Source organism: Halosimplex pelagicum (genome assembly GCF_013415905.1).
GTDB lineage: Archaea > Halobacteriota > Halobacteria > Halobacteriales > Haloarculaceae > Halosimplex > Halosimplex pelagicum.
In genome coordinates this window covers 4,304,114-4,326,054 of record NZ_CP058909.1, presented here as the reverse complement: position 1 = coordinate 4,326,054, position 21,941 = coordinate 4,304,114, and the positions used below count along the sequence as shown (strand labels likewise).

At 70.1% G+C, this 21,941-nt stretch carries 23 protein-coding genes and 2 tRNA genes; 8 read left to right on the top strand and 17 right to left on the bottom strand.

Features of this window, described 5'->3' with window-relative positions; genetic code table 11:
* Nucleotides 1-97 precede the first annotated feature (97 nt).
* From HZS54_RS21555 to HZS54_RS21540, 4 genes are all read left to right on the top strand, one after another.
* Nucleotides 98-850 carry a sugar phosphate isomerase/epimerase family protein gene (locus tag HZS54_RS21555; RefSeq protein ID WP_179919161.1) on the top strand — a complete coding sequence of 251 codons (753 nt, stop codon included), beginning with the start codon at nt 98-100 and terminating at the stop codon, nt 848-850.
* Between the two features lie 153 nt (nt 851-1,003).
* Complete coding sequence (locus HZS54_RS21550; RefSeq protein WP_179919160.1) at nt 1,004-1,282, top strand: HalOD1 output domain-containing protein; 279 nt, start codon at nt 1,004-1,006, stop codon at nt 1,280-1,282.
* Nucleotides 1,283-1,366: 84 nt separating this feature from the next.
* Nucleotides 1,367-1,702, top strand: a complete 336-nt coding sequence (locus HZS54_RS21545) for a ribbon-helix-helix protein (RefSeq protein WP_179919159.1) — start codon at nt 1,367-1,369, stop codon at nt 1,700-1,702.
* Between the two features lie 457 nt (nt 1,703-2,159).
* Complete coding sequence (locus tag HZS54_RS21540; protein WP_179919158.1) at nt 2,160-2,504, top strand: hypothetical protein; 345 nt, start codon at nt 2,160-2,162, stop codon at nt 2,502-2,504.
* Nucleotides 2,505-2,513: 9 nt separating this feature from the next.
* On the opposite strand, the gene HZS54_RS21535 is transcribed toward HZS54_RS21540, so the two are convergent.
* From HZS54_RS21535 to cyaB, 8 genes are all read right to left on the bottom strand, one after another.
* Complete coding sequence (locus tag HZS54_RS21535; RefSeq protein ID WP_179919157.1) at nt 2,514-3,911, bottom strand: FAD-dependent oxidoreductase; 1,398 nt, start codon at nt 3,909-3,911, stop codon at nt 2,514-2,516.
* A 177-nt stretch (nt 3,912-4,088) separates the two neighbouring features.
* Nucleotides 4,089-4,172 (bottom strand) — tRNA-Ser (locus tag HZS54_RS21530).
* Between the two features lie 40 nt (nt 4,173-4,212).
* Nucleotides 4,213-4,971 carry a glycosyltransferase family protein gene (locus HZS54_RS21525; RefSeq protein ID WP_179919156.1) on the bottom strand — a complete coding sequence of 253 codons (759 nt, stop codon included), beginning with the start codon at nt 4,969-4,971 and terminating at the stop codon, nt 4,213-4,215.
* Nucleotides 4,972-5,061: 90 nt separating this feature from the next.
* Nucleotides 5,062-6,657 carry a hypothetical protein gene (locus tag HZS54_RS21520; RefSeq protein WP_179919155.1) on the bottom strand — a complete coding sequence of 532 codons (1,596 nt, stop codon included), beginning with the start codon at nt 6,655-6,657 and terminating at the stop codon, nt 5,062-5,064.
* Nucleotides 6,658-6,738: 81 nt separating this feature from the next.
* Nucleotides 6,739-7,314, bottom strand: a complete 576-nt coding sequence (locus HZS54_RS21515; RefSeq protein ID WP_179919154.1) for a DUF5804 family protein — start codon at nt 7,312-7,314, stop codon at nt 6,739-6,741.
* Between the two features lie 24 nt (nt 7,315-7,338).
* Nucleotides 7,339-8,562: a tRNA sulfurtransferase gene (locus HZS54_RS21510; protein ID WP_179919153.1), complete on the bottom strand. Its 1,224-nt coding sequence runs from the start codon at nt 8,560-8,562 to the stop codon at nt 7,339-7,341.
* 50 nt (nt 8,563-8,612) lie between these two features.
* On the bottom strand, nt 8,613-9,815 hold the full coding sequence (locus HZS54_RS21505; protein ID WP_179919152.1) for a methionine adenosyltransferase: 1,203 nt from the start codon (nt 9,813-9,815) through the stop codon (nt 8,613-8,615).
* 60 nt (nt 9,816-9,875) lie between these two features.
* The gene (gene cyaB, locus HZS54_RS21500) at nt 9,876-10,463 is read right to left on the bottom strand and encodes a class IV adenylate cyclase (RefSeq protein ID WP_179919151.1); all 588 of its coding nucleotides are present in this window, start codon (nt 10,461-10,463) and stop codon (nt 9,876-9,878) included.
* A gap of 155 nt (nt 10,464-10,618) precedes the next feature.
* On the opposite strand from cyaB, the gene HZS54_RS21495 reads away from it, so the two are divergent.
* Nucleotides 10,619-11,071, top strand: coding sequence for a hypothetical protein (locus HZS54_RS21495; protein WP_179919150.1), 453 nt, complete (start codon nt 10,619-10,621; stop codon nt 11,069-11,071).
* 60 nt (nt 11,072-11,131) lie between these two features.
* Here HZS54_RS21495 and HZS54_RS21490 read toward each other — a convergent pair whose 3' ends face one another.
* Nucleotides 11,132-12,160: a GDSL-type esterase/lipase family protein gene (locus tag HZS54_RS21490; RefSeq protein ID WP_179919149.1), complete on the bottom strand. Its 1,029-nt coding sequence runs from the start codon at nt 12,158-12,160 to the stop codon at nt 11,132-11,134.
* 174 nt (nt 12,161-12,334) lie between these two features.
* Here HZS54_RS21490 and sod point away from each other — a divergent pair, with 174 nt between their 5' ends.
* On the top strand, nt 12,335-12,937 hold the full coding sequence (sod, locus tag HZS54_RS21485) for a superoxide dismutase (RefSeq protein ID WP_179919148.1): 603 nt from the start codon (nt 12,335-12,337) through the stop codon (nt 12,935-12,937).
* Nucleotides 12,938-13,149: 212 nt separating this feature from the next.
* Here the strand turns inward: sod and HZS54_RS21480 are convergent, their stop codons facing one another.
* From HZS54_RS21480 to HZS54_RS21455, 6 genes are all read right to left on the bottom strand, one after another.
* The gene (locus tag HZS54_RS21480; protein WP_179919147.1) at nt 13,150-14,064 is read right to left on the bottom strand and encodes an ABC transporter permease; all 915 of its coding nucleotides are present in this window, start codon (nt 14,062-14,064) and stop codon (nt 13,150-13,152) included.
* Nucleotides 14,061-14,987 carry an ABC transporter ATP-binding protein gene (locus HZS54_RS21475; protein ID WP_179919146.1) on the bottom strand — a complete coding sequence of 309 codons (927 nt, stop codon included), beginning with the start codon at nt 14,985-14,987 and terminating at the stop codon, nt 14,061-14,063. Before HZS54_RS21475 ends, HZS54_RS21480 begins: the two co-directional genes overlap by 4 nt.
* Entirely contained in the window at nt 14,971-16,377 is a 1,407-nt protein-coding gene (nosD, locus tag HZS54_RS21470; RefSeq protein WP_179919145.1) for a nitrous oxide reductase family maturation protein NosD, read from the bottom strand. The genes HZS54_RS21475 and nosD overlap by 17 nt, the downstream gene beginning before the upstream one ends.
* Before the next feature lies 1 nt (nt 16,378).
* A complete protein-coding gene (locus tag HZS54_RS21465; protein WP_179919144.1) occupies nt 16,379-17,191 on the bottom strand; it encodes a hypothetical protein in 813 nt (270 codons plus the stop codon).
* Nucleotides 17,192-17,361: 170 nt separating this feature from the next.
* Nucleotides 17,362-19,386 carry a TAT-dependent nitrous-oxide reductase gene (nosZ, locus tag HZS54_RS21460; protein WP_179919143.1) on the bottom strand — a complete coding sequence of 675 codons (2,025 nt, stop codon included), beginning with the start codon at nt 19,384-19,386 and terminating at the stop codon, nt 17,362-17,364.
* A 2-nt stretch (nt 19,387-19,388) separates the two neighbouring features.
* Entirely contained in the window at nt 19,389-19,931 is a 543-nt protein-coding gene (locus HZS54_RS21455) for a plastocyanin/azurin family copper-binding protein (RefSeq protein WP_179919142.1), read from the bottom strand.
* 207 nt (nt 19,932-20,138) lie between these two features.
* On the opposite strand from HZS54_RS21455, the gene HZS54_RS21450 reads away from it, so the two are divergent.
* Together HZS54_RS21450 and HZS54_RS21445 are read left to right on the top strand one after the other, a co-directional pair.
* Nucleotides 20,139-20,213, top strand: a tRNA-Glu gene (locus HZS54_RS21450).
* Between the two features lie 115 nt (nt 20,214-20,328).
* A complete protein-coding gene (locus tag HZS54_RS21445) occupies nt 20,329-20,604 on the top strand; it encodes a HalOD1 output domain-containing protein (RefSeq protein ID WP_179919141.1) in 276 nt (91 codons plus the stop codon).
* A 49-nt stretch (nt 20,605-20,653) separates the two neighbouring features.
* On the opposite strand, the gene HZS54_RS21440 is transcribed toward HZS54_RS21445, so the two are convergent.
* Nucleotides 20,654-21,745, bottom strand: coding sequence for a DUF7972 family membrane protein (locus HZS54_RS21440; protein ID WP_179919140.1), 1,092 nt, complete (start codon nt 21,743-21,745; stop codon nt 20,654-20,656).
* Nucleotides 21,742-21,936 (bottom strand): Sp36 family protein, encoded by a 195-nt coding sequence (sp36, locus tag HZS54_RS21435; protein WP_179919139.1) that lies wholly within the window; start codon nt 21,934-21,936, stop codon nt 21,742-21,744. The genes HZS54_RS21440 and sp36 overlap by 4 nt, the downstream gene beginning before the upstream one ends.
* Nucleotides 21,937-21,941 lie beyond the last annotated feature (5 nt).

The window sequence follows — 21,941 nt, the reverse complement described above, 5'->3', positions numbered from 1 at the left end:
GGCGCCGGGAGCGTCGACTGTTTCTCCAGTTTCACCGGTCTCGGTCCGTCTCTCCCTCGGCGGAACGTTTTTGCCGGTGTCACGCCTCCTCGGTCCCATGTCTCGCGACTACGATATCGGCGTCCAGAGCGTCGTGTTTCGTGACTTCTCGCTCGGCGATCTGCTCTCCGAACTCGACGAGACCGAGGTGACGCACCTCGAACTGTGGGGTCACCACCTCGGGCCGGACCACGACGACGCGACGGTCGCCGCCGGACTGGACGCCGTCGACACCGCGGACGTGTCGGTCTGTGGCTACGGCGTCGTCGACCTCGAATCGCCGAACGAGGCCCGCGAACACGCGGCCTTCGCCGACCGCCTCGGCGCCGACTACCTCACCGTCAACTACCCGCCCGCCGCCGACGCGATCACCGAGGAACTGATCGAAGTGGCCGGGGCGTTCGACCTCGACGTGGGAATCCACAACTACTCGTCGGTCCACCACGACGACCTCTCGCGGGTCTTCTCGACCGTCGACGACGCCCGCGGCGTCCTCGACCGCTACGACCACGAGCGCCTGGGCCTCTGTATCGACACCGGCCACTTCCTCGTCGAGGACGTGCGCCCCGACGAGGTCGTCCGCGACTTGGGCGACCGGATCGTCGCCTGCCACCTCAAGGACACCTCCGACGCCGAGATCGAGGACGTACCCGGCGCGGGCCGACTCGACGTGGCCTCGTTCGTCGACCTGCTCGAGGGCCACGCCGACCTGACCGCGCCGCTGGTCATCGAGTACGAACTCCCCCAGGACCGCGCGACCGACGCCCTCCGCGAGGCCGTCGGCACCGTTCGGCGCGCGCTCGACGACTGATCCGGTCGTTGCGACGGTCCCACCGCTGTTCCCGACTGTCCTACCCTGTCCCGGCGGTCCCGCTCCCCGCACGCGGTTTGAACCGAGTTAAATCGGGTTAAATGGAGCTAGCGACGACCCCGGTTTAGGTGTGTGGCGCCCTCCGACCCGAGCATGACGCCATCGACTCGGGTCCCGGACGAGCCGCCCGTCGCACGCGTCGGTATCGACGCCGACGAGGACGCGACCGACGCGCTGTTCAGGGCCGCCCGTCGCGCCCACCTCGACCTCGACGAGGTCGAGCAGTTGCACGACCGGATAGACGCCGACGCCCTCGACAGGCTCCTCTCGCACCACCGACGCAGCGACGCCGACGGCGAGTTCACCCTCGCCGTCGACCTGTGGGACCGCACCTTCGTGGTCCGCCCCGACGCCGTCGAGGTGTACACCTGATCCCGTCGGTCGCCCCTCCCCGTCGCCCGCTGGTCTCCTCCCCGGAGCGTAAGGTGTTTGCGAGGGCCTTCCCTCTGAGTGCGTATGAGCCTCGACGATCTGCAGGACGACGTGCAGGGCGAGTACAGCGACCTCGACGAGGTCCTCTCGGTCGACACCGACCGCGAGACCCGCAACGAACTCGCCATGCTGCTGGCCGCCCTGGACACCGACGACCCCGACGAACTCGTCCGCCGCGGGGTCCACATGCTGTTCCAGTCCGCCGTCGAGACCGGGAACCTGGACTTCCACCTCCGCACCGAGTACGACGTGACCTACGACGAGTACCTCTCGGGCATGACCTTCGAGGAGATGGCCGGCGGCGCGGACCTGCCCCAGACGGGCACCGGCGACCCCGACGACCGCCGCTACCAGTTCTGAAACCATCTTTTTCCCACCCGGGTTTCCTCGGCGCGCGTGGCGCGCCTGCGGGGAACCCGGGCGGCAAAAACATGGGTGAAAACGCCGTCAGAGCAAGCTCTGACGAGGTGTCGTTCGCTACTCTCACGACACTGGCCGGACGACTCGTTCACTCCGTTCGCTCGCGTCCAGTGAACCGCGCGCCTGCGGCGCGCGGATGCTCAGTGTAGGTGGTGTAGGTATCACGCCAGCATCCGCCGAGCGACCGTCGGGAGCGAGGCGGTTCACCGGACGCAAGCGAGCGGAGCGAGCGCGTCGTCCGGCCTTTTTCCCCAAGTTTTTGCAGCGGAGGATTCCCGCAGCGCGCCCCCGGCGCGCGAGGAACTCTCCGCTGGAAAAAGTGGGTTTGCACATCGAACTGAACGCCATCGACCGGGCGGCCAGAAGACCTTTTCCGCGCGGCCGCGAAGCGCCGGCCATGCCGCGAACCGTCGACCTCTCGGTCCCTCGATGGGTCCGGATCGCCGTCGTGTTCTTCCTGGTCGGGGGCGCGTTCGTCACCGGCACCGCGGCCCTGCTCGACATCGCCGTCGAGGGGCTCGGACTCGCCGAGAGCGCGTACGTGCCGAGTCTCGCGTTCGCCGTCGTCGCCTACCTCGCCGTCTGTGCGGTCTGGTTCCGCCGGGCGACCGACGGTGACGGCGGCTCCGTCTGGTCGGCGATCCCCGACACGCAGTACACGGGGCGACACGCCGAGAGCGGCGGCATCGCCCGGAAGGAACAGGAGGACGCGATCCGGGAGTTGCGGGAGAGCGAGGAGTAGCGGTCGCGCTCAGTCGTCGTCGGCGGCGACTCCGGCGGCGCTCTCGGCGTCGACCGACGGACCGCCGGTGTCGGCGGTCGGGAAGTGGCCGATGGTCTCGGCGCGGAACGCCTCCTCGTCGAACGCGTAGTCGCCGTCGAGGAAGTCGACGACGGTCCGGGCGTCCCGCATCGCGTTCTTCAGGCAGGTCGAGGCGCCCGGCGAGGGGGTGATGTTGAAGATGATGTCCTTGCCGACGATCTTCGCCTCGCCCATGTCGAGCGAGCGCTCGCTCGTGTCGACGATCTGCGGGCGGACGCCGCCGTAGCCCTCCGCGCGCTCGATGTCGTCGAGTTCGACGCTCGGGACGACCTTCTGGACGTGCGGGAGGAACTGCCGCGGGCCGACCTCCGGGAGGTCGTAGACGAGGTTCCGGAGGACGTACGGCAGGAGCACCTTGTCGGAGAGGATGTTCGCGTAGCTGAGAAACGCCGCGGCGTTCAGCCCGAACACGTCGAGGAAGTCCGAGACCGTCGAGATCCGGCCGCGTTCGAGCGTCGGCACGAGTTTGGCCGTCGGGCCGAACCGCGTGATCGACCCGTCGTGTACGTCCGCGTCGCCGTGGACCGCGGCGAACGGGAGCTTCTTCATCTGGAGGGTGTAGACCTTCCCGTTCAGCAGGTCGTCGGCGAGGAAGAAACTCCCCGCGACCGGCAGCAGCACCTTGTCCTGCCCGTAGCCGAGTTCCTTGGCGATCTGGAGGCTGTGGGAGCCGGCGGCGACGACGGCCGCCTCGCACTCGAAGCCGCCGTTCGACGTCGAAATCTCGTATCCCTCACGCGTCGGTTCGACGCTCGTGACCTCGGTACCGGTGTAGACGTCGACGCTGGCCTCCTCGGCGGCGCGGTCGACGAACGACTTCGTCGTCTGGCCGTAGTCGACGACGTAGCCGTCCGGCGTCTGGAGCGCGCGCATCGCCACGTCGGGGTCCCGTCCCTCGACGACCTTCGGTTCGAGGTCGGCGATCTCCTCGCGGTCGATGGGCCGGAGCTTCGGGAACAGGTCGCCGAAGCCCTCCTCGCCGTAGCGGCGGTCCAGCTGGGCGACCTCCTCCTCGCCCACCCCGAGGACCATCTTGGAGCGCTTCGAGTGCATCTCCCGGTCGGAGTCGTGGTGTTCGAGGTAGCCCGCCAGCAGTTCCGCGCCCTCCTTGACCTCGCGGGCCTTCTCCAGCGTGTAGTTGGTCTCGATGTCGCCAAAGTGCAGCGTCTGGGAGTTGTTCGTCCGGTGTGAGTTGATCGCCGCGACGTCCGACTCCTTCTCGACCAGTGCGATGGAGTCGATATCGGTGAACTTCGCCGTCGCGTACAGGAGCGATGCCCCACTGATACCGCCGCCGACGATGACGAGGTCGTATCTCTCTGACATTGGTACGTGGTCGCTATCTCCACCGGTGTGCTCCTCCCTCATAACTCGTCTTTTTTCCACCGCCATTTCGTCGATAGTCGAATCGTAATTCGACTCAGGAGTGGCTCACGCGGCGATCGAGTCGGCCGGGCGATGTCGAAGCGGTCGCTCGTCGCCCGGGGAGTACACGGGAGAACACGGTGGGACGGGGATTCGAACCCCGGAGTCCGTGAGGACAACTGCTCTCAAGGCAGTCGCGTTAGGCCACTTCGCTATCCCACCGCATCCGATGATTCTCCCCGTCCACCCTAAGGGTTGTCGGTCAGTCCCGCGAGACTGAGAGCCCGTCTTCGTCGGCCGACGCGACCAGGCCGAGGTCCTCGACGACCGCGGCGGTGTGGGGCGGCACCCACAGGTCGGCCCGCCGGCGGGCCCGCAACTGCGAGACCAGCGTCGCGAAGCCGCCGGGGGTCTCGGCCACGGGGAGCATTTCCAGGTAGTCCACGTCGAGGCCGGCGTCGCGGCCGCGGTCGGTCAGCGTCTCGACGGCCGGCTGTGCGAAGGCGTTCTCGAAGTCGACGGGTTCGGTGAAGGCGGCGTAGGAGACGCGGCCGTCCGTCGCCGGCCCGAGGACGACTTCGGACTGGCGGAGCTTCATCGCGGCGCTGTCGACCAGCCGGCGCTGGAGCATCGCGGCCGACGGCCGGGCGACCGCGGCGCTCTGGACGCCCTCGCGGTCGAGCAGGTGGGTGACCGTGTTGCCGACGCGGGCCGACAGCGACGAGCCGACCTGCACCTCGTAGCGGGGTGCGTCGGGGTCGTCGAACGCGGGCGCGAGCAGCGAGCGCACCGCCTCCAGCGACGCCTCGTCCTCGGCGGGTTCGGTCGGGTCGTCGGCCTCGACGGGCCGGTAGTTGACGAGCAGTTCGGCCCCGCTGGCGCGGACGGCGACGGCCACGTCGCGGGCCATCGCCGCGTAGAGGTCGGCCGCCTCCTCGGCGGTCGCCGCCCCGCTGTCGACGAGGTGTTCGAGGACGGTGCCGGGCTCGGCGGGCCGGACGAGCAGGGCGACTGTGGTCATACTCGAAGGGCGGGCCGACTGCACCTTGAAAGCGCCGTTCCGGCCCGCCGCCGTCCGCCGGGACTCCGGCGAGACACCGCCGTCGCTGCGCTACGGCGTCGCGCGGCTACCCGCGTCGTCCGCCGCGGCGGCGGTCGCGTTCCCGACGGGGGCGCTCCCGACCGTCGCGTTCTCAGTGTCGTCCGCGACGACGGGCGTCGAGTACGGGTCGGTCGGGTCGGTCCCGAGGCGGAGTTCGGTGCCGTCGTCGACGCCGTCGGCGTCGGTGTCCGCGGCGAAGGGATGGGTCCCGTTGGCGCGTTCGGCGGCGGCGGACAGCCCGTCGCCGTCGGCGTCGAAGTCGCCGCCGGGAACGGTGTAGGCGTAGGGCGACTCCGGTGGTGAGACCGGCGCGCCGCCGCGGACGTGGTCGTCGAGCCACTCGCGGTGGGACTCGCCGCTGACGTTCGCGACGACCGAGGCGAAGGCGTCGTAGGTGACCAGCCCGTCGTGGCGGTTCAGCCGGCGGAACACTGCCTGGAGCGACCGGTTGCCGTCGGTCGCGTTCCGAATGCGCCCGTCGAGCGCCGCGAGGACGCGTCCGCCCTTCGCGTAGGGGACGTACGTCGTCGACCACGACGAGCGGTCGGTGAGCGTCGCGTTCGCGCCGCGCTCGTCCCCGAGCGTCGCCCGGAGTCGCTCGAACTCGCCGGGGCGGTTCGGGGGGACCCGGACCGAGACGACGGCGGCGTAGTAGCTCGCGCTCGCCTCGCGGAACCACGTCATCTCCGGGCCGAGGACGAACGACTGGCGGGTGTGGACGTACTCGTGGATCCAGGTGTTGGGCGGCGTGCCCGCGTCGGAGCCGGCCGACACCCAGAAGTCCTGACGGTCGCCCTCGCCGAGCGCGGCGGTCCCGCCGTGGCGCAGCGGCCGCGGTCCCGCGAAGGCGTTGACCACCGAGTCGCGGGCGCCGACGCGGAGCTGGTCGGAGGCGACCGACAGCACCCGGAGCACGCGCTCCGGCTCGTCGGCCAGCTCGGCGCTCGCCGGGCGGACGAGCCTGATCCGCTGGCCGGTCGCGTCGGTCGTCGACGCCTCGAACCCGCCGAGGTAGACGATCGACGGGCCGGCGAACCCGCGCTGGTCGGCCCCGACGCGGGTCCGCCGGTCGATCCGGGCGTTGGCCTGCCAGGAGTAGACCCACCGGTCGTGCCCCGCATCGCGGTAGGCGAAGTCGGTCCGAGGGTTCGCGAGCGCCCAGTCGCCGGTGTCGACCCAGCGGAGGCCACCGAACTGCCGGCTCGACCGGTTGACCGCGACCCGGAGGCTCACCGACGGGTCGGTCGTGTTGCCGTCCCAGGTCCAGCGGCCGTTCGGCCGGGCCGCGAACCCGGTCGCGTTGACCACGTCCCCCCGGGTGTAGTTGTAGACGACCAGCGCCGAGACGTTCTCCCGGACCCGGTAGCGCTGGGTCGCCAGGATCGTCCCCGACGCGTTCGGCGCCTGCCGATAGGTCACGTTCTGGACGACCGCCGGCGCGGTCTCGTTGTCCGCCACCGGGTCCGCGAGCCCCGGCCCGACCGCCCACGGCGCGTCGTGGCGGTCGGCGCTCGCTCGAACGCCACCGACCGGTCCCGGGACGACGCTCGCGACCGCGAGCACGAGCACCAGCACGACCCCGGCGACCGATCGGGACGATGACACACTAGCGGTGTGTGCCAGGCTGTCGCATAAATCTGCTGGCGGCACGGCCCGGCCGCTCGCAGGCGGTCGACGACGACGGCCTCAGGCGCCGAACTCCGATTCCGTCACGCGCTCGACGACCGTCTCCTCGACGTCCCGGAGGTCGTAGTCGGGGACGTCTCCGCCCGTCCGCGTGACGTACATCGGCTCGACGAGCCGCTTCCGGTCGGCGGGGTCGCCGCCGACCCCGCCCCCGGGCTCTCCGTCGGCTCCGGTCTCCGAGTCGCCGTCGGGACCGGGGTCGCCATCTTCGCCGTCGCGGTCGGCGCCGTCGTCGGCGCTCACGGGTTCGAGGCCGTAGATCTTGCAGAAGCGGGCGACCTCGTCGGGGTCGACGGCGTCGTCGCGGACCGCGGCCGCGAGGTCGCGGGAGAGCCACTCGGTCTCGCTGACGCTCGGTTCGAGCACCATCGCCTCGTCGGCGAACCGGACGAGGTACCAGTTGAGGTCGTTCAGCAGCGCGACCGCGGCGCCGAGGCTCACGGTCTCCAGTCCCACCGAGTTCTCGAACGGTTCCCGCAGGTCGTAGGTGGCCAGGGCGTCGCGAGCCGTCTCCCGGGAGAGCAGCTCGTAGCGGAGGTTCACGTCGTCGGACCCGACCAGGCACACCCGCGTCATGGTGACCCGGAGAGGCGGGCGCCCCTAAGCGGTTTCGCCTTCCGCGGGGTCCTCGGCAGTGCCGTCACCGCCGTCGGCGACTTCGAGCCGGTCGGCCACCGCGCGCGCTCGCTCCGCCAGGCCGTCGGGCTCCCGTTCCTCGATCGCGCCGAGGCGACCTCTCGTCTCCGGATAGTCGGGCGCGAGCCGCTCGCAGCCGGCCGGGATCGTCGACTCGCCGAAGGTGCCGATCTCGTCGGCCCGCGCCGTGATATCCGTCTTGTCGACGGTCAGCAGCGGCCGGAAGACCGGCAGGTCGACCGCGGCGCTCGTGACCGCGAGGTTGGCGGTCGTCTGGCTGGACTTCTGGCCGACGGCCTCGCCGGTGACGATACCGACCGCGCCGTGGTCCTCGGCGACTGCGGCGGCGACGCGGAACATGAACCGCCGGAGGACGAGCATCCGTCCCACGTCGACGGTCTCGGCGATGTCGGCCACCGCGTCACCGGCGGGGGCGATCCGGAGCCGCATGTCGCGGTCGGGGGCGTACCGGGCGAGCGTCTCCGTCGTCGAGACCGCCCGTGCCTGGTGGTCGACGCCGCCGTAGTCGCCCAGGTCGACGTACAGCGGGACCACGGGCGCGCCGCGTTTCATCAGCTCCCACGCCGCGACCGGCGAGTCGATCCCACCGCTCATCAGCGCGACTACGGGGTCCTGGGTCCCGAGCGGGAGCCCGCCCGGTCCCGACCGCTTCTCCAAGAAGACCAGCGCGTCGTCCTCGCGGCAGTCGACGAACAGCTCCACGTCGGGGTCGTCGAGGTCGACTTCCGGATCGACCCCTGCCGCCTCGGCGGCGTCCCAGACGGCGCTGCCGCCCTCACGTTCGATGTCCGTGCTGGAGAACGGGTGGGCCGACCGCTCGCCGGCCCGCCGCGCGGAGACGGCGAAGGTCCCGCCGTCGTACCCCTCGCGGGCGGCGTCGGCGAGAGCCCCGCGGATGGCTTCCAGGGTCGGTTCGACGCGGACGGCCGGGCTCGCCGAGACGACGCCGAAGGTGTCGGCGGCCGCGGCGGTCGCGGCCTCGGGGTCGTCGGTGTGGAGGCGCAGGCGGAAGCGGCGCTGTTCGATCTCGGCGTCGACGCCGCGGTCGTCGAGGACGGCGGCGAGGTTCTCGCGGAGTCGCCGCTCCATCTTCGTGCCCACGTGTTCGCTCTTGGTCCCGATCTCGCCGTGGCGGACCACGACCACGTCTGCGCCCGGCGGGTGCATGGCTACCCGTTGACGACCCCGAATATAGAAAGGCTTCGTACGGCGGCCGCTCAGAACGTCGAGAGCTCGCCGTCGATGACCCGCCGGGTGACGTCGGTCACGTTCGCGAGTTCCTCGTCGATGGCGGCGGCGACCTCGTCCTCGATGTCGGCGACGGAGACGCCGTCCTCGGTGATCAGCGTCGCGTCGGCGACGTGGGGCTCGTCGATGGGGCTCCCGATCTGGCTCAGCAGGCGGATCTGGAGCTGTCGGATCCCGTCGACCTCCGCGACGACGGACTGGGCGATCTCCGTCGAGAGGAGGTTGTAGATCTTCCCGATGTGGTTGACGGGGTTCTTCCCGCTGGTGGCCTCCATGCTCATCGGCCGATTGGGCGTGATGAGCCCGTTGGCGCGGTTGCCCCGCCCGACCGACCCGTCGTCGCCCTGCTCGGCGGACGTGCCGGTCGTCGTGAGGTAGATGGCCCCCTCGTCGTAGTCGTCGGCGGTGTTGACGTGGACCGTCACCTCGCGGTCGGTGTACTCGCCGGCGACCTCGCCGACGAACTCGCGGACGCCCGCGACGACCTCGCGGTACTCGTCCAGGCCGCCGACGTGGGCGTCGACCGCCGCCGCGGCGACGGTCACGTCGATGTGGTCGCCCTCGCGCTTGCCCATGACCTTGATGTCCTGGCCGACCGCGGGGTGGTCGTCGCTGTACTCGCCGTTGAGTCGGCGCTCGACGTTCAGGACGATCCGCTCGGTCTCGCTGAGCGGCGCGTGGCCGACGCCGTAGCTCGTGTCGTTGGCCATCGGAACGGAGCCCTCCTCGCCGAAGACCTCCTGCAGGTCGCCGCTGCCCTCGCCGAGGCGCACGTCGACGATCACGTCCGTCCCCACGTCGAGCTGCGGGAAGTTCGCCCGAAGGTAGTCGCGGGCGGCCTCCAGCGCGATGGTCTCGGCGGGGATCTTCGTCCCCTCGTACTCCTTGGTCGCGCGGCCGACGATGAGCAGGTAGATGGGTTCCTGCACCTCGCCGCCGCCAAAGGCCGGCGCGGCGTTGCCCGCGACGAGCTGGGTCTCGTCGGTGTTGTAGTGCAGCACCTTCCCGACGCGGTCGAGGTAGGTCTGTGCGAGCGCCTGGGAGACGGTCTCGGCGATGCCGTCGCAGATCGAGTCGGGGTGGCCCAGGCCCTTCCGCTCGACGATCTCCACTTCCTGGTCCTCGACGGCCCGCCCGGCCGCCGGCTGGACGCTAACGTTCCTGTTCGTCATTGTCTCCGCGTTGGACACCCCCACTCGTATAACTTGCGGAAACCGAAACGCCGATTCTCATTACTCGCTCGCATCATCGTCGCTGTCGCCGTCGAGCAGCAGGCCGAGGTAGGAGGTGCGGATCTGCTTGGTGGGGTCCAGCCCCAGGTCGTCGAGGACGGCGCGGGCGCCCTCGCGTGCGGCCTCGATGTCGTCGTCTTCGGTCTCGGTCTCGACTTCGACGAACTCCCCGAGGCCGTCGACGCTGTCGAGCGTCACCGTGTAGCCGTCGAGGCGGTAGTGCGCTCGTTCCTTTCGAACCGTGGCGGCCGGTTCGAAGCCCAGCCCGTCGAAGATTCCCACTACCGCCTCGGCGTCGGCGACGGTCGTCTCGTGTTCCTCGCGGGATTTGGACTCGGCCTCCAGCAGCGGTCCCTTGTAGGTGATCTTCGTCGTCTCGGCGGAGCGGGTGTCGGCGTCGCCGCCCGACTCCGGGTCGCGCTCCCGCCGAATCCGCAGCGCCTCGTCGGTCTCGGCGAAGTCCCGGTGGGGCGCGTCGTAGTAGGTGTCCGCCTGGACGACGCTGCCGACGAACTCCGCGTCCGCGGCGTCGAGCGCCGACTCGACGGCTCCGTGGTCCGCTCGGACCTTGACCTCGACCTCGTACATGGACGGGCGGACTCGTCTCGGCGGCAAAAGCGCGCCGTTCTCTCCCGGCAACAGCAGTCGATACGGTGAACGGGAGGTGACGGGTCCCGCACATCGTTCAATCGTCCGGTTGACGGTTCCGGTCGCTTTTGTGGTCGGCAGAGAACGTAGCCCCCATGGAACGGCGTCGATTTCTCACGACGAGTTCTTCCGGGATTTTGGCGGGTCTCACCGGCTGTCTAAACGGTGGACGGCGGAATGCCGGTACGGACACTTGGTCACCGGAGATCGAAGGGACCGAACCGACGCTCTCGTTCGCGGACGAATCATCGCTGACGCTCGAAGCGAGTGACGTTGCCGGACTGACGGTCAGGCCTCCCGATCCGCAGTTCATCGCGTTCCGATTTCGAAACGCCGACTGGTCGCCGAATCCGGCGAGTGTCTCGGATTCGTATCCACCTCAGTGGGCCTGGTCTCCAGCCCGATCCGTGTCGGGAGCGCTCCCGATTCAGATAGGTGACCACGCGGAGCCGGGTGAATACGCGTATGGAGTCGAAGCCGTTGCCGACAGTAGATCTGACGACAGATCGGCTGTCGAGACATTTACCATCACAATTACCGGAGAATAATCTCTCGTCGCTCGGCTAGGATCCGCACTGAACGGGGCTCGATGGACCTGCGAATCGGGGTCAGCCGTCGAGCGCGTCGCTCACTCGCGCCCCGAGTCCGTCGGCGATGGACTCCATCCCGGCGTCGCCGGGGTGGAGCAGATCCGTCGTCAGCCCGTCGGCGGGCGACAGTTCGCGGCCGTCGACGACGGAGACGTTCCCCGAGTCGCACTCCGCGACGACGGATTCGAGCGCCTCGCGGTAGGCACGCGCCCGCTCCCTGTCCCCGCTCTCCCGGAGGTCGGCGTGGTAGGGGAACAGCGTCGCGCAGACGACTGGTCGGTCGGGGTTCGCGCCCGCGACCGTCTCGACGAGGTACTCGGCGCGCTCGCGGAACTGTTCGACGGTGAACCCGCGGTTGGCCATGTTGACCGACAGCGCGAGCGTCGCCACGTCCCAGTCGTCGCGCTGGGCGATGTAGTCGGCGACCGCTGGCTCGCAGTAGGCCGCCCCCGACATCCCGAGGTTTATCGGGTCGAGGTCGAGGTCCCGCGCCACGCGCGAGACGTAGTTCAGGTGCGTCGCCGACGCCGCCGCACCCTCCGTGATCGAGGTGCCGTAGGCGAGATATCGGCGGTCCGGCGTCTCCGCGCTCTCGGGCGGTCGGCACTCCCCGGTCACGTCGTGGAGGGCCACCGGCGCCCAGGGTTCGAACCGGAGCCGGCAGACCCACGGGTCGAACGCGCTCGCGGCTTCGACCGCGGCGTCGGGGCTCAGGTCGGTCAGCGGCTCTGGGACCGACAGCTCGAACGCCGCGGGTTCGGGGCCGAGTTCCAGCACCTCCTCGCCCTGGAAGCTCCCCCAGAACGGGCGGGCGACCGTCTCCGCGGCCGCCGAGAGCGTCAGCCGAACGGTCTCGGTGCCCCGAGGGACGAACCGTATCTCGCTCCCCGCGGGGTGGCGGACCCGCTCGCGGGCGGCCACGTTGACGTTCGCCGCGACCTCGCTGGGGACGCGCCGCAGTTCGTCGCCGGTGTCGGTCCAGTCGGGGTCGGCCAGCTCGGCCACGTCGTGCAACCGCACCGACGGGTAGTCCTCTCCCGGAGACATCTGTGGATACGTTGCCTGTCGCCACCGGCGAGGAAACCGTTCCGGTCGCGGCGCGCCGTGCCGGGAACCGACGCGATATCGGCCCCGTCCTGTCGACGCGCGGACCGCTCGGATAGCCAACGGAAATCGGTTTCAGATTAGCCTCAAGTCGGTTGCGCCCTTGCCCTCTGTTGCATGTCGAACTACGAACTCGACCCGCTGCCGTACGACTACGACGCGCTGGAACCGCACGTCAGCGAACAGGTGCTCACCTGGCACCACGACACCCACCACCAGGGCTACGTCGACGGCTGGAACGCCGCCGAGGACACCCTCGCGGAGAACCGCAAGGAGGGCGACACCGACGGCTCGGCGTCGGCCATCCGGTCGGTCACGCACAACTCCTCGGGCCACATCCTGCACTCGCTGTTCTGGCAGAACATGAGCCCCGAGGGCGGGGCGGAACCGGAGGGCGACCTCCGCGAGCGCATCGAGGACGACTTCGGCTCCTACGAGGCCTGGAAGGCAGAGTTCGAGGCCGCCGCCTCGGACGCGTCGGGCTGGGCGCTGCTGGTCTACGACAGCTTCAGCGAGCGCCTGCGCAACGTCGTCGTCGACGAGCACGACCAGGGCGCGATCTGGGGCGGCCACCCGATCCTCGCGCTGGACGTGTGGGAGCACTCCTACTACTACGACTACGGGCCGGCCCGCGGCGACTTCGTCGACAACTTCTTCGAGGTCGTCGACTGGGCGGAGCCCTCCGACCGCTACGCCGAGGCCGTCGAGCGCTTCGAGTGAGAGCGTAGCCGCACCGACCGTCGGTCAGCGGACCGACCGCGACCCCGCGAACCGTTCCCGGTCCCGTAACCGGATCGCGACCCCGCGAACTACCCCGACCCGGCCGGATCGGTGGGCATCGATCCCCGGCCGCTCGTTTTCGCTCGCGCTCGACCGCCGACGAACCGCCGACGAACCGGCGACGGCGTCCAAATCGGGTGAGCAACGCCCGTTCACGCCCGTCGTGCGAGCAGCCGTCCGCCGACGGCGAGCGGCGCGACGACCCACAGCGCGAGCCCGACGAGGAGCGCGGCCGTCGGGACGGCGGTCGTCGCGAGGGCGGCGCCGACGCCGCCGCCGCTGGTCGGAACCAGCGAGAGGACGACCAGCCTGAGCACGTCGGCGGGGTTGGCGACGACGAGCGCCGAGAGGAGCCAGCCCGGCGGGTCGAGCGCGACGACGACGCCCAGCGCGGCCAGGTCGTAGACGAGGACGAACCAGACCCACGCGAGCAGCGCGGCGCCGAGCGCGCGGGCCTTCTCGGTCGTCGCCGCGGAGACGCAGACGCCCAGCGCGAGGAAGGCGGCGCCGACGGCGACGGCGGTCAGCAGGTAGTGCAGGTACGCCGGCAGGACCGCCGGGCCGAACCGGACGAGGACGACGACCGCCCCCGCGCCGAGCCCGAGGGCCGTGCCGACCGCCAGCGTCGCCGCGCGGCCGAGGTACTTGCCGACCAGCAGCTCGGTGCGGCCGAGCGGGACGGACATGAGCAGTTCGAGCGTCCCGCGCTCGTCGGCGCCGACGACGGTCCCGTAGCCGAGCGCGAGCGCCGCCAGCGGGACGAGATACACCGACAGCTCCGCGAGGGTCACCAGCAGCGCGCCGGCGCCGCTCGGACCGGTCGCGGTCCCCGTCAGGCCGACGACGGCCAGCGAGAACGCGCCGAACAGCGCCGCCAGCCCGTACGTCCACCGGGCCCGGGAGAGCACGCAGTACTCCCGGCGGGCGACGCCGAGCACCTGCCGCGCGCGGTCGCCGGAGCGCGTCTCGTTCGCGGCCGGCGTCGCGTGTGCAGTGGCGCCCCCGTCGGCACGAGCGGACTCGTCGTCCGGCCGGGGGTCGTCGCGTCCGCTCTCGTCGCCAGTCATCGGTCCGCACCTCCCGGTGCGACCGCCTCGCGGACAGCCGTCTCCAGGTCGGGCTCGTCGACCCGCACCGACTCGGGGTCGGTCTCGACGACGGCTCCGAGCGCGTCGGTCACCGCGGCCGAGTCGACCGCGAGTTCGAGCGTCAGCTCTCCCGCGGAGACATCCGGGTCCGAGTTCCGGCCCGCGAGCGCCGCTTGGACCGACTCCGTGGCCGCGGCGAGCGCGTCGCCGTCCCCGTACTCGGCGGTGACGGTCACCTCGTCGCCGGCCGCGCGGGTCACTTCCTCGACGGTGCCGACCGTCCGGAGGGCCCCGTCGTCGAGGACGGCGACGCGGTCGCAGAGCGCCTCGACCTCGCTGAGGACGTGCGTACTGAGGACGACCGTCACGTCCCGTTCCTCGCGGACGCGTTCGACGACGCGGTTGAACGCGTCGACGCCCGCGGGGTCGAGCCCGGCGGTCGGCTCGTCCAGCAGGAGCACGTCGGGGTCGCCCAGCAACGCCACCGCGAGGCCGAGCCGGCGGTTCATCCCGTTGGAGTAGCCGCCAACGGGGCGGTCGCCCGCGTCGGGGAGGCCGACGACCGACAGCAGCGTGTCGACCCGCGGTGCCTCGACGCCGCGCATGTCGGCGTAGAACCCGAGCACCTCCTCGCCGGTCAGCGCCGGCTGGAAGCCCGCGTCCTCGGGCAGGTAGCCGACCCGCTCGCGGACGCGAGTGCCGTCGGTCGGGTCGATGCCCGCCACGCGGACCGACCCCGCGTCGGGCGCCTCGTGGCCGACGAGCAGGCGGAACAGGGTGGTCTTGCCGGCGCCGTTCGTGCCGACGAGACCGAGCGATGCGCCCGACGGGACGGACAGCGAGACGCCGTCCAGCGCGTCGACGGTGCCGTACCGCTTCCGTACCTCAGTGGCTTCGATCATAGTAGTCCCTCCAGTCGTGGGGCGGCTCGGCGAGCGGCCTGTGGTCGACAACGCCGGGCGCCTTGACCACCGGCAGCGTCCGTTCGGCGAGGCGGACGACCTCGAAGGCCGGGCTACCGGTGAACGCGCTCGCCTTCGGATGTTCGCCGGTGAGGTGCTGGACCATCCCGGCCGGGCGGTATCTCGTCTCGCTCACGCCGTCGCCATCCACGTCGCGGGCGCCGGCGCCGGCCCAGTAGTTGCCGGCCGATTCGTTCCAGGCGACCTGCTCGCCCACGTCGGCCCGCACCTGCACGCGGTTGCGGGCGAAGGTGTTGTGGTGGACCGACTCGCGGACGCTCCCTGCCGAGAGGTGGACGCCCGCGCCGTTGCCGGCGACGAGGTTGCGGGCGATCTCGTTGTCCAGCGAGTTGTAGACGAACAGGCCGTTCTCGTTGCCGACGACGTGGTTGTTCCTGACCGTGGTGTGGTCGATGCTCTTCAGCAGGATACCGTGGCCGCTCTGGCCGGTGTTGTTCACGGCGGTGTTGTTCAGGATCTCCAGGCCCTCCGAGAGCATCAGCGCGTAGCCGGCGTCGTTGTCGACGGCGGTGTTGTTCACCAGCCGGCAGTCGTTGGAGTACATGTAGTGGACGCCGTAGCGCAGGTCCCACAGCGTGTTGTTGCGGGCGGTGACGCCGTCGGCCCACGAGTAGTAGATCCCGTCGCGGGCGTCGGTGATCCGGTTGTCCACGACGGAGGCGTCGGCGGTCTCGTAGAGCTGGATGCCGTTGCCGCGGTCGGTCCGCGAGCTGATCTCGTCGCGGCCGACGATCGTGTTGTCGACGACCCGGGCGTCGGCGACGCCGTCGACCCAGATCCCGAAGGTCGTGTCCGTGATCCGGCTGTCGCGCACGGTGACACCCGCGCCGTCGACCCACACGGCGGCGTCGTTGTCCTCGGTCGCGTAGCCGGAGTTTCTGACCCACACGCCGTCGAGCGTGACCCCCGAGACGTTCAGCGCGAGCACGTCGCCCTCGCCGGCGCCGTCGACGACCGGCATCGAGCCGTGGTCGTCGGGACCGACAGCGGCCCCGCGGATCGTCACGTTCGGCGTCTCGACGACGACCGTCGCCTCGGGGTCGAACCGGCCGCGGAGTTCGACGGTGTCGCCGGGTTCGGCCGCGTCCAGCGCCGGGCCGAGCGCCTCGAACTCCTCGCCGTCGACGGTCGCGACGCCGGGGCGATCGGTCGCCTCGAAGTCGTAGCTCTCGGGGACGCCCGCGTCGAACGCGATGTCGTCGCCGGTCGGGGCAGCGTCGGTCGGGACGGCGACGACCGTCCCGGCGGCCGCGACCAGGAGCGCGGCCGCGACGGCTACCAGCGCCGTGTCCGCGGACGGTCCTCGCACGTCAGTCACCTCCGCTGGGACCCGGGCCGGAACGGTCGTCGCGGTCTCGTTCGTCACGGCTCCGCTGGTCGTCACCCTCCTCCCACTCGTCGTCGCCGACGGTGTTTTCGTCGAGCCACTCGCGGGCGCCGTCGATCCGGCCGGAGACCCGGTCGGGGAGGTCGCCGAACGTCGTCGGGGTGTCGCGGTAGTAGAACGCCACGACGAGCAGGCCGATGGCGAGGCCGGTGAGGTAGGCGCCCGCGCCGAACCGCGAGCGGCTGGTGATGTTCGCCACCTCGTAGCTACCCCACAGCGGCGGCGTGAACCCGTCGACGCCCATGACCGGGGCGTCCGGGTCGAGGTTGTGTCCGGCCTGGTAGAGTCGGTACTGGATGTCCGCCAGCATCACCGTCAGCACGGTGATCGACCCGACGAGCTGGTAGGTCAACCCCCTCTTCAGCCGGTCGGTGTCGGGGGCGAACGCGACGAACAGCCCCGCGGCCGCGACGGCGGCGAACGCGAAGGGACCGAGCGACCACTCGGGCACGTCGACGGCGTAGGGGTGGGGGTCGTAGTTGGGCTGCCAGAGCCCCGGGTCCGGGTAGTAGAACCCGATGTAGTGGTTCAGCGCCGCCATCTCCTCGTAGTCACCGCCGATGAACGGGTAGGCGTGCAGGTGCAGGTGCAGCGTCGTGTCCGGGTACTGCACCGCGTCGACCGCGATGTGCCACATCGGCAGGACCGGTGCGACCACGAGCATGACCGCCGCGACGACGGGCAGGCCGCGTCGCAGCTCGGTGAACTCGCGGAGGTCGGGTGGTTCGTAGTTCATGGGTGTCACCGCGTTATCGTGGGTCGTTTTGTGGGTCGCGGGTGGTTCGCGAGCGATGCGCGTCGGACTCGGAGAAGCCGCCGGGCGGTGAAACCCGGGCGGCTCGGGTCGGTTCTCGCTCGGTTCGGAGCTGTTCGCTCGATTCGGGGTCGGTCGCGCGGTTCAGGCGCTCACTCGCTCGGTTCGACGATCATCCGCGAGCGCATCTCCAGGTGCAGGGCGCTGCAGAAGTACGTACAGTAGATCCAGTAGACGCCCGGATCGTCGGCCGTGAAGGTGACCTCGCGGGTGTCCTGGGGCGCGACGGCGAGGTTCACGTCGTGTTCCGGGATGGCGACGCCGTGGATGATGTCGCGGACGCCCTCGACGTTCGTCACCGTCATGCGGACCTCGTCGCCCTCCTGGACGGTGAAGTCGTACATGCCGTACTCCGAGCGCTTCGAGGAGGCCTTGACGTGGACCGAACTGTCGCCCGTCCGCTCGACGCCGGAGTTCTCCGCCGTGACGAACGGCTTCTCGCCCTCGTAGTCGGCCTTGTCCCAGGTCGTGGCCGGGTTGATCTTGTCCCGGTGGGCGAACACGCAGTCGTGGGGCTCGGGGTACGCCGGGTGGTCGGCGACGATCTCCATCTCCTTCTCGCCGTCGCCGATGTGGATGAGCTGGTCGTTGTCCGGGTGGATCGGCCCGACCGGCAGGAACCGGTCCTTCGAGAGCTTGTTCAGCGAGACGAGCCACTCCCCGTCGGGGTCGGTCGTCATCGCCTCCAGCGCCTGGATGTGCCCGGGGTTGTAGTGGACGTCCTGCTTCTCGATGACCGGGTCGGACGAGCCCAGTTCGGCGTTGGCCGCTTCCTCGATGTCCCACTTGGCGACCTGCGAGTCGATGAACAGGCTCGTGTAGGCGTGGCCGTTGCCGTCGAAGGTCGTGTGCAGCGGCCCCAGGCCGACCTTCGGCCGACCCGCCACCGCCTCGGTCGGGTCGTCGACCTCGCCGATCATATCGAGGTCGAGCATCGTCACCGTCGGCGAGAGCTTGCCGGCGATGAAGGCGTACTTGCCGTCGGGGCCGACCTCGACGCAGTGGGGCGACTTGGGCGTCGAGACGTAGCGGACGATCGGCTCGTCGCCCGAGTTGAGGTCGCTCTCGCGGGTGCCGTCGACGACGGGGACGCCGTTGACCTCCTCGTAGTTCCCGTCCTCGACGGCCTGTTCGATGGCGGGGATGTCGAAGACCTTCGCGTAGTCGCGGTCGTCGCGGGTCATCCCCTGGATCTCCGTGGCCTCCTCGCTGTTGTAACACGAGGAGATGGCCCAGCGGCCCTCCTTGCCGGTGTCGACGATGTCGAGGTTGCCGTCGACTTTCACCTGCCAGGCCGTCTCCATCGACTCGGGGTCGACGGCGGAGAACAGCGCCGTGTACTCCTCGGGGTCGTTCACGTCGCGGCCGTCGTTCGGGAGGGGCGCGCGGAACTCCCCGTTGCCGAGGACGTACTTCGTGTCCGGCGAGAGGACCGACGTGCCGTGGATACACTGGACGTTCGGCACGTCGACGATGGCGTCCGTCTCGAAGTACTTGAGGTTGACACGGGCGATGCGGCCGTTGGCCTTGTCGTTGACGTAGAGGTACTCGCCGTCGTAGTCGCCGTCGGTCTCCGAGAGGTTCGGGTGGTGGTTGTCGCCCCAGGTGTAGTCGCCGGCCTGTTCGAGCATCTCCGAGGACTCGTCGTCGTAGCCGTACCCGCGCGCGGGCTCGGTGTTGAACACGGGGATGCGCTGGAGTTCGCGCATCGACGGGATGCCGATGACGCGGATCTCCCCGGAGTGGCCGCCCGACCAGAAGCCGTAGTACTCGTCTTTCTCGCCCGGCGGGACGAAGTGGCCGTGGCTCGCCGACGCGCCCTGCGAGCCGCCGCCACCGCCGCCACCGCCGCTGTCGCTGGGGGTCTTGCCCTCCGGCAGCGCCGTCTGACAGCCCGCGAACGCGCCGGCCGCGCCCGCCACGCCCGCCGCGGCGCCGGCCTTCATGAAGTCCCGCCGGTCCAGCTCCAGCCCCGCCAGTTGCATCGAGAACCCGTCGTCCTCGTCGTCGCCGAGCTCCGCGGGGTCGTCCACGTCGGCGACCAGGTCGTTGATGCGCTGTTCGTGTTCCTCGACCAGTGCCTCGGCGTCGCCGGTGTCGTTGGCGTCGTTGCTCATAGTTAGACCACCTTGACGTAGCCGACCATCCCGTTCAGCTCGTGGGGGATGCAGTAGTACTCGTACGTGCCCGTCGTCTCGAACGTGTGTTCGTACGATTCGCCCGCGGGGACGTTGCCCGCCTGCTCGGAGCTGTAGGCGTCGGAGGCGGCCTGCTGTGACTCGAAGTCACCCGACGCGAAGTACGTCGCGCCGTCGGGGATCTCCTCCTCGTAGGCCGTGACGGTGTGGCCGACGTTGCCGACGTTCTCGAAGGTCACCGTCGTCCCAGCCGACACTTCGATCCGCTTGGGCGCGTAGGCGAGCTGGTCGGTCATCTCGACCGTGCTCGCCTGCGTCCACTCGCCGCTCGACCCGCCGTCGCCAGACGACGTGGCCGTCCCGTCGGACCCGCTGCTCTCGCCGTCGCTCCCACCGTCGCCACCGTCGCCGCCGGCGTCCGACGACTCGCCCGGAGCGGCCGAACAGCCGGCGACCGCACCGCCGGCGAGGGCCGCTCCCGTGACCCGTAACACCTGCCGTCTGGATGGATCGAAACTGGTCATCGACATCCGACACTGGACGCCTCTCACCCATATACCGTCGAGCGCGTTCCCGACCCGCCGGAACCGTCGCGAATCGATTCGGCCGACTCGGATAAACCCCCACAGCCCCCGCCCGACCGTGCGACAGCCACCACCACACCGACCGGAGAGAGACGAGTTTTTATACCCCGAGTTCAATCTCCCGAGTACGACGCGGACGCGTCGTGGGCTCCGTTGGTGTAGTCCGGCCAATCATTTCGGCCTTTCGAGCCGATGACCTGGGTTCAAATCCCAGACGGAGCATCCTTCGATATTCGAATCGGTGAGCATCGTCTCTCGGCACCGCCCGTGGTCGCCTTCGAAATCAAGCACCACTGGAATAGCGCGATGGGGCTAACGTCCGTCGGTGACTACGAGGATGGACCCGAACGCCGAGCGCCGGACGTACTACCCCGAGGAGGAGAACGTGCCGCTGAGCGAGGCCGTCCGCGAGGCGGTCGTCGCCCACGAGAGCGTGTCGATGAGCGGCGAGGAGTTCCGGCTCTACGACCACATCGAGCGCGACGCCCTCGACTCGCTGTTCAGGGACGACGCGGACGTGGACGTGTCCGTCCAGATCCGACTGACGGACGTGGCCGTGAGCATCTGGGGCGACGGCGGCGTCGATATCCGCGTCACGGACCGGATCGACTGACTGGCCCGCCGAGCGGAGCGCGGGGCGGGCCGGGCCGGCGCGGGCGCCGCTACCGCTGGGAGCCCCGGAGGATGAGCGGGCCGATCGCGAGGGTCCGCTTGGCGACGACCGCGATCCGGGCGATGTAGACGACGAGCAAGAGGAAGGGGACGAGCGAGGCGGTGAACCCGGCGCCGACGACCCAGAGGACGTTCTCGACGCCGAGGGTCGTCCCGGGGATCGGTCCGCTCCCGACGAACGAGAGCAGCGAGCCGGTGACGACCAGCGCGGGGACCGAGACGTAGAGGATGTACTGCGAGAGGTCGACGAGCGCCCACTGGAAGTACAGCGTCTTGACGTGCTCGCGGGCCGGCCCGAACATCGTCAGGGTCGTCCGGAGGTCGGTGAGCCGGCCCTCGATCTCGTCGTCGATCGCCGCTTCGTGGTCCGAGCCGATGCGTTCGACCTGGAAGATCTTCCAGGCGTAGTTGAAGTTCAGCGCGGCGAACAGCACGTCGAACGTGCCGAAGGTCGCGCCGTCGAGCTGGTCGCGGACCGCGTCGGCGTTGCCCGTCACGCTGTCGGTGAACTCGTCGACCTCGGTTCGCAGGGCGTCGTCGTCGCTGCCGGCGACGGCGTCCCGGAGCGCCTTCGCCCGGCGCTGGACCGCGTTCACGTGCTCGCGCAGGAACGCCGAGGGGTCGACCGGCACCGGCTCGTCGTACATGTCGCCCACGTAGTCGCGGAAGTCCATCGTGTTGCTCATCCGCCGGTGCTGGTCGCCCAGCGGCCCGTTCTCCTGGGAGATGACGAGCTGGCTGATCGTCACGACCAGCGTCGTCCCGGTGATGATCGCCCCGAGCATCGTCGAGAACAGCGCCCCCTTCGTGTCGCCGCTCTGGAGCGTCGCGACGAAGCCGTCGACGCCGCTCCCGACCGCCACGAAGGTGACGAAGACGGCGACCGCGAGCACCCCCGTGACGTGGAGGCGGTTCGCCTTCAGCAGCAGCCACAGTTTGAGGCGGCTCTCGTCGGCGCGCTCGCGCATCGTGTCCGCGGTCGAGATCTCGGTGTCGGCCGACGCGTCGATGTCGGTGTCCGACTCCGCGGGGTCCGGTTCGGAGCCGTCGTCCTCCCCGGTCGAGTCCGTCGCACCGCTCATGACCGGTCGGCCGGGCGCTTGAAGACGAGCAGTTTCGTCCCGCCGCCGACGTAGTCGATCGTCTCGACGAACTCCCACCCCTCGCTCCCCAGGTCGTTCAGCTGGGCCTTCGGGTCCGTGGCCTCCTTCTTGGTCTCGCCTCTGGGCGGTTCGAGGGTCTCGTACTCCCAGGCGTCCGGATCGCCGGCCATACCGT

Bases quoted from the DNA above. Each gene is read 5' to 3' on its own strand.
- HZS54_RS21555 (WP_179919161.1), top strand. From the start codon at position 98: ATGTCTCGCGACTACGATATCGGCGTCCAGAGCGTCGTGTTTCGTGAC.
- HZS54_RS21550 (WP_179919160.1), top strand. From the start codon at position 1,004: ATGACGCCATCGACTCGGGTCCCGGACGAGCCGCCCGTCGCACGCGTC.
- HZS54_RS21545 (WP_179919159.1), top strand. From the start codon at position 1,367: ATGAGCCTCGACGATCTGCAGGACGACGTGCAGGGCGAGTACAGCGAC.
- HZS54_RS21540 (WP_179919158.1), top strand. From the start codon at position 2,160: ATGCCGCGAACCGTCGACCTCTCGGTCCCTCGATGGGTCCGGATCGCC.
- HZS54_RS21535 (WP_179919157.1), bottom strand. From the start codon at position 3,911: ATGTCAGAGAGATACGACCTCGTCATCGTCGGCGGCGGTATCAGTGGG.
- HZS54_RS21525 (WP_179919156.1), bottom strand. From the start codon at position 4,971: ATGACCACAGTCGCCCTGCTCGTCCGGCCCGCCGAGCCCGGCACCGTC.
- HZS54_RS21515 (WP_179919154.1), bottom strand. From the start codon at position 7,314: ATGACGCGGGTGTGCCTGGTCGGGTCCGACGACGTGAACCTCCGCTAC.
- HZS54_RS21510 (WP_179919153.1), bottom strand. From the start codon at position 8,562: ATGCACCCGCCGGGCGCAGACGTGGTCGTGGTCCGCCACGGCGAGATC.
- HZS54_RS21505 (WP_179919152.1), bottom strand. From the start codon at position 9,815: ATGACGAACAGGAACGTTAGCGTCCAGCCGGCGGCCGGGCGGGCCGTC.
- cyaB (WP_179919151.1), bottom strand. From the start codon at position 10,463: ATGTACGAGGTCGAGGTCAAGGTCCGAGCGGACCACGGAGCCGTCGAG.
- HZS54_RS21495 (WP_179919150.1), top strand. From the start codon at position 10,619: ATGGAACGGCGTCGATTTCTCACGACGAGTTCTTCCGGGATTTTGGCG.
- HZS54_RS21490 (WP_179919149.1), bottom strand. From the start codon at position 12,160: ATGTCTCCGGGAGAGGACTACCCGTCGGTGCGGTTGCACGACGTGGCC.
- sod (WP_179919148.1), top strand. From the start codon at position 12,335: ATGTCGAACTACGAACTCGACCCGCTGCCGTACGACTACGACGCGCTG.
- HZS54_RS21480 (WP_179919147.1), bottom strand. From the start codon at position 14,064: ATGACTGGCGACGAGAGCGGACGCGACGACCCCCGGCCGGACGACGAG.
- HZS54_RS21475 (WP_179919146.1), bottom strand. From the start codon at position 14,987: ATGATCGAAGCCACTGAGGTACGGAAGCGGTACGGCACCGTCGACGCG.
- HZS54_RS21465 (WP_179919144.1), bottom strand. From the start codon at position 17,191: ATGAACTACGAACCACCCGACCTCCGCGAGTTCACCGAGCTGCGACGC.
- nosZ (WP_179919143.1), bottom strand. From the start codon at position 19,386: ATGAGCAACGACGCCAACGACACCGGCGACGCCGAGGCACTGGTCGAG.
- HZS54_RS21455 (WP_179919142.1), bottom strand. From the start codon at position 19,931: ATGACCAGTTTCGATCCATCCAGACGGCAGGTGTTACGGGTCACGGGA.
- HZS54_RS21445 (WP_179919141.1), top strand. From the start codon at position 20,329: ATGGACCCGAACGCCGAGCGCCGGACGTACTACCCCGAGGAGGAGAAC.
- HZS54_RS21440 (WP_179919140.1), bottom strand. From the start codon at position 21,745: ATGAGCGGTGCGACGGACTCGACCGGGGAGGACGACGGCTCCGAACCG.
- sp36 (WP_179919139.1), bottom strand. From the start codon at position 21,936: ATGGCCGGCGATCCGGACGCCTGGGAGTACGAGACCCTCGAACCGCCC.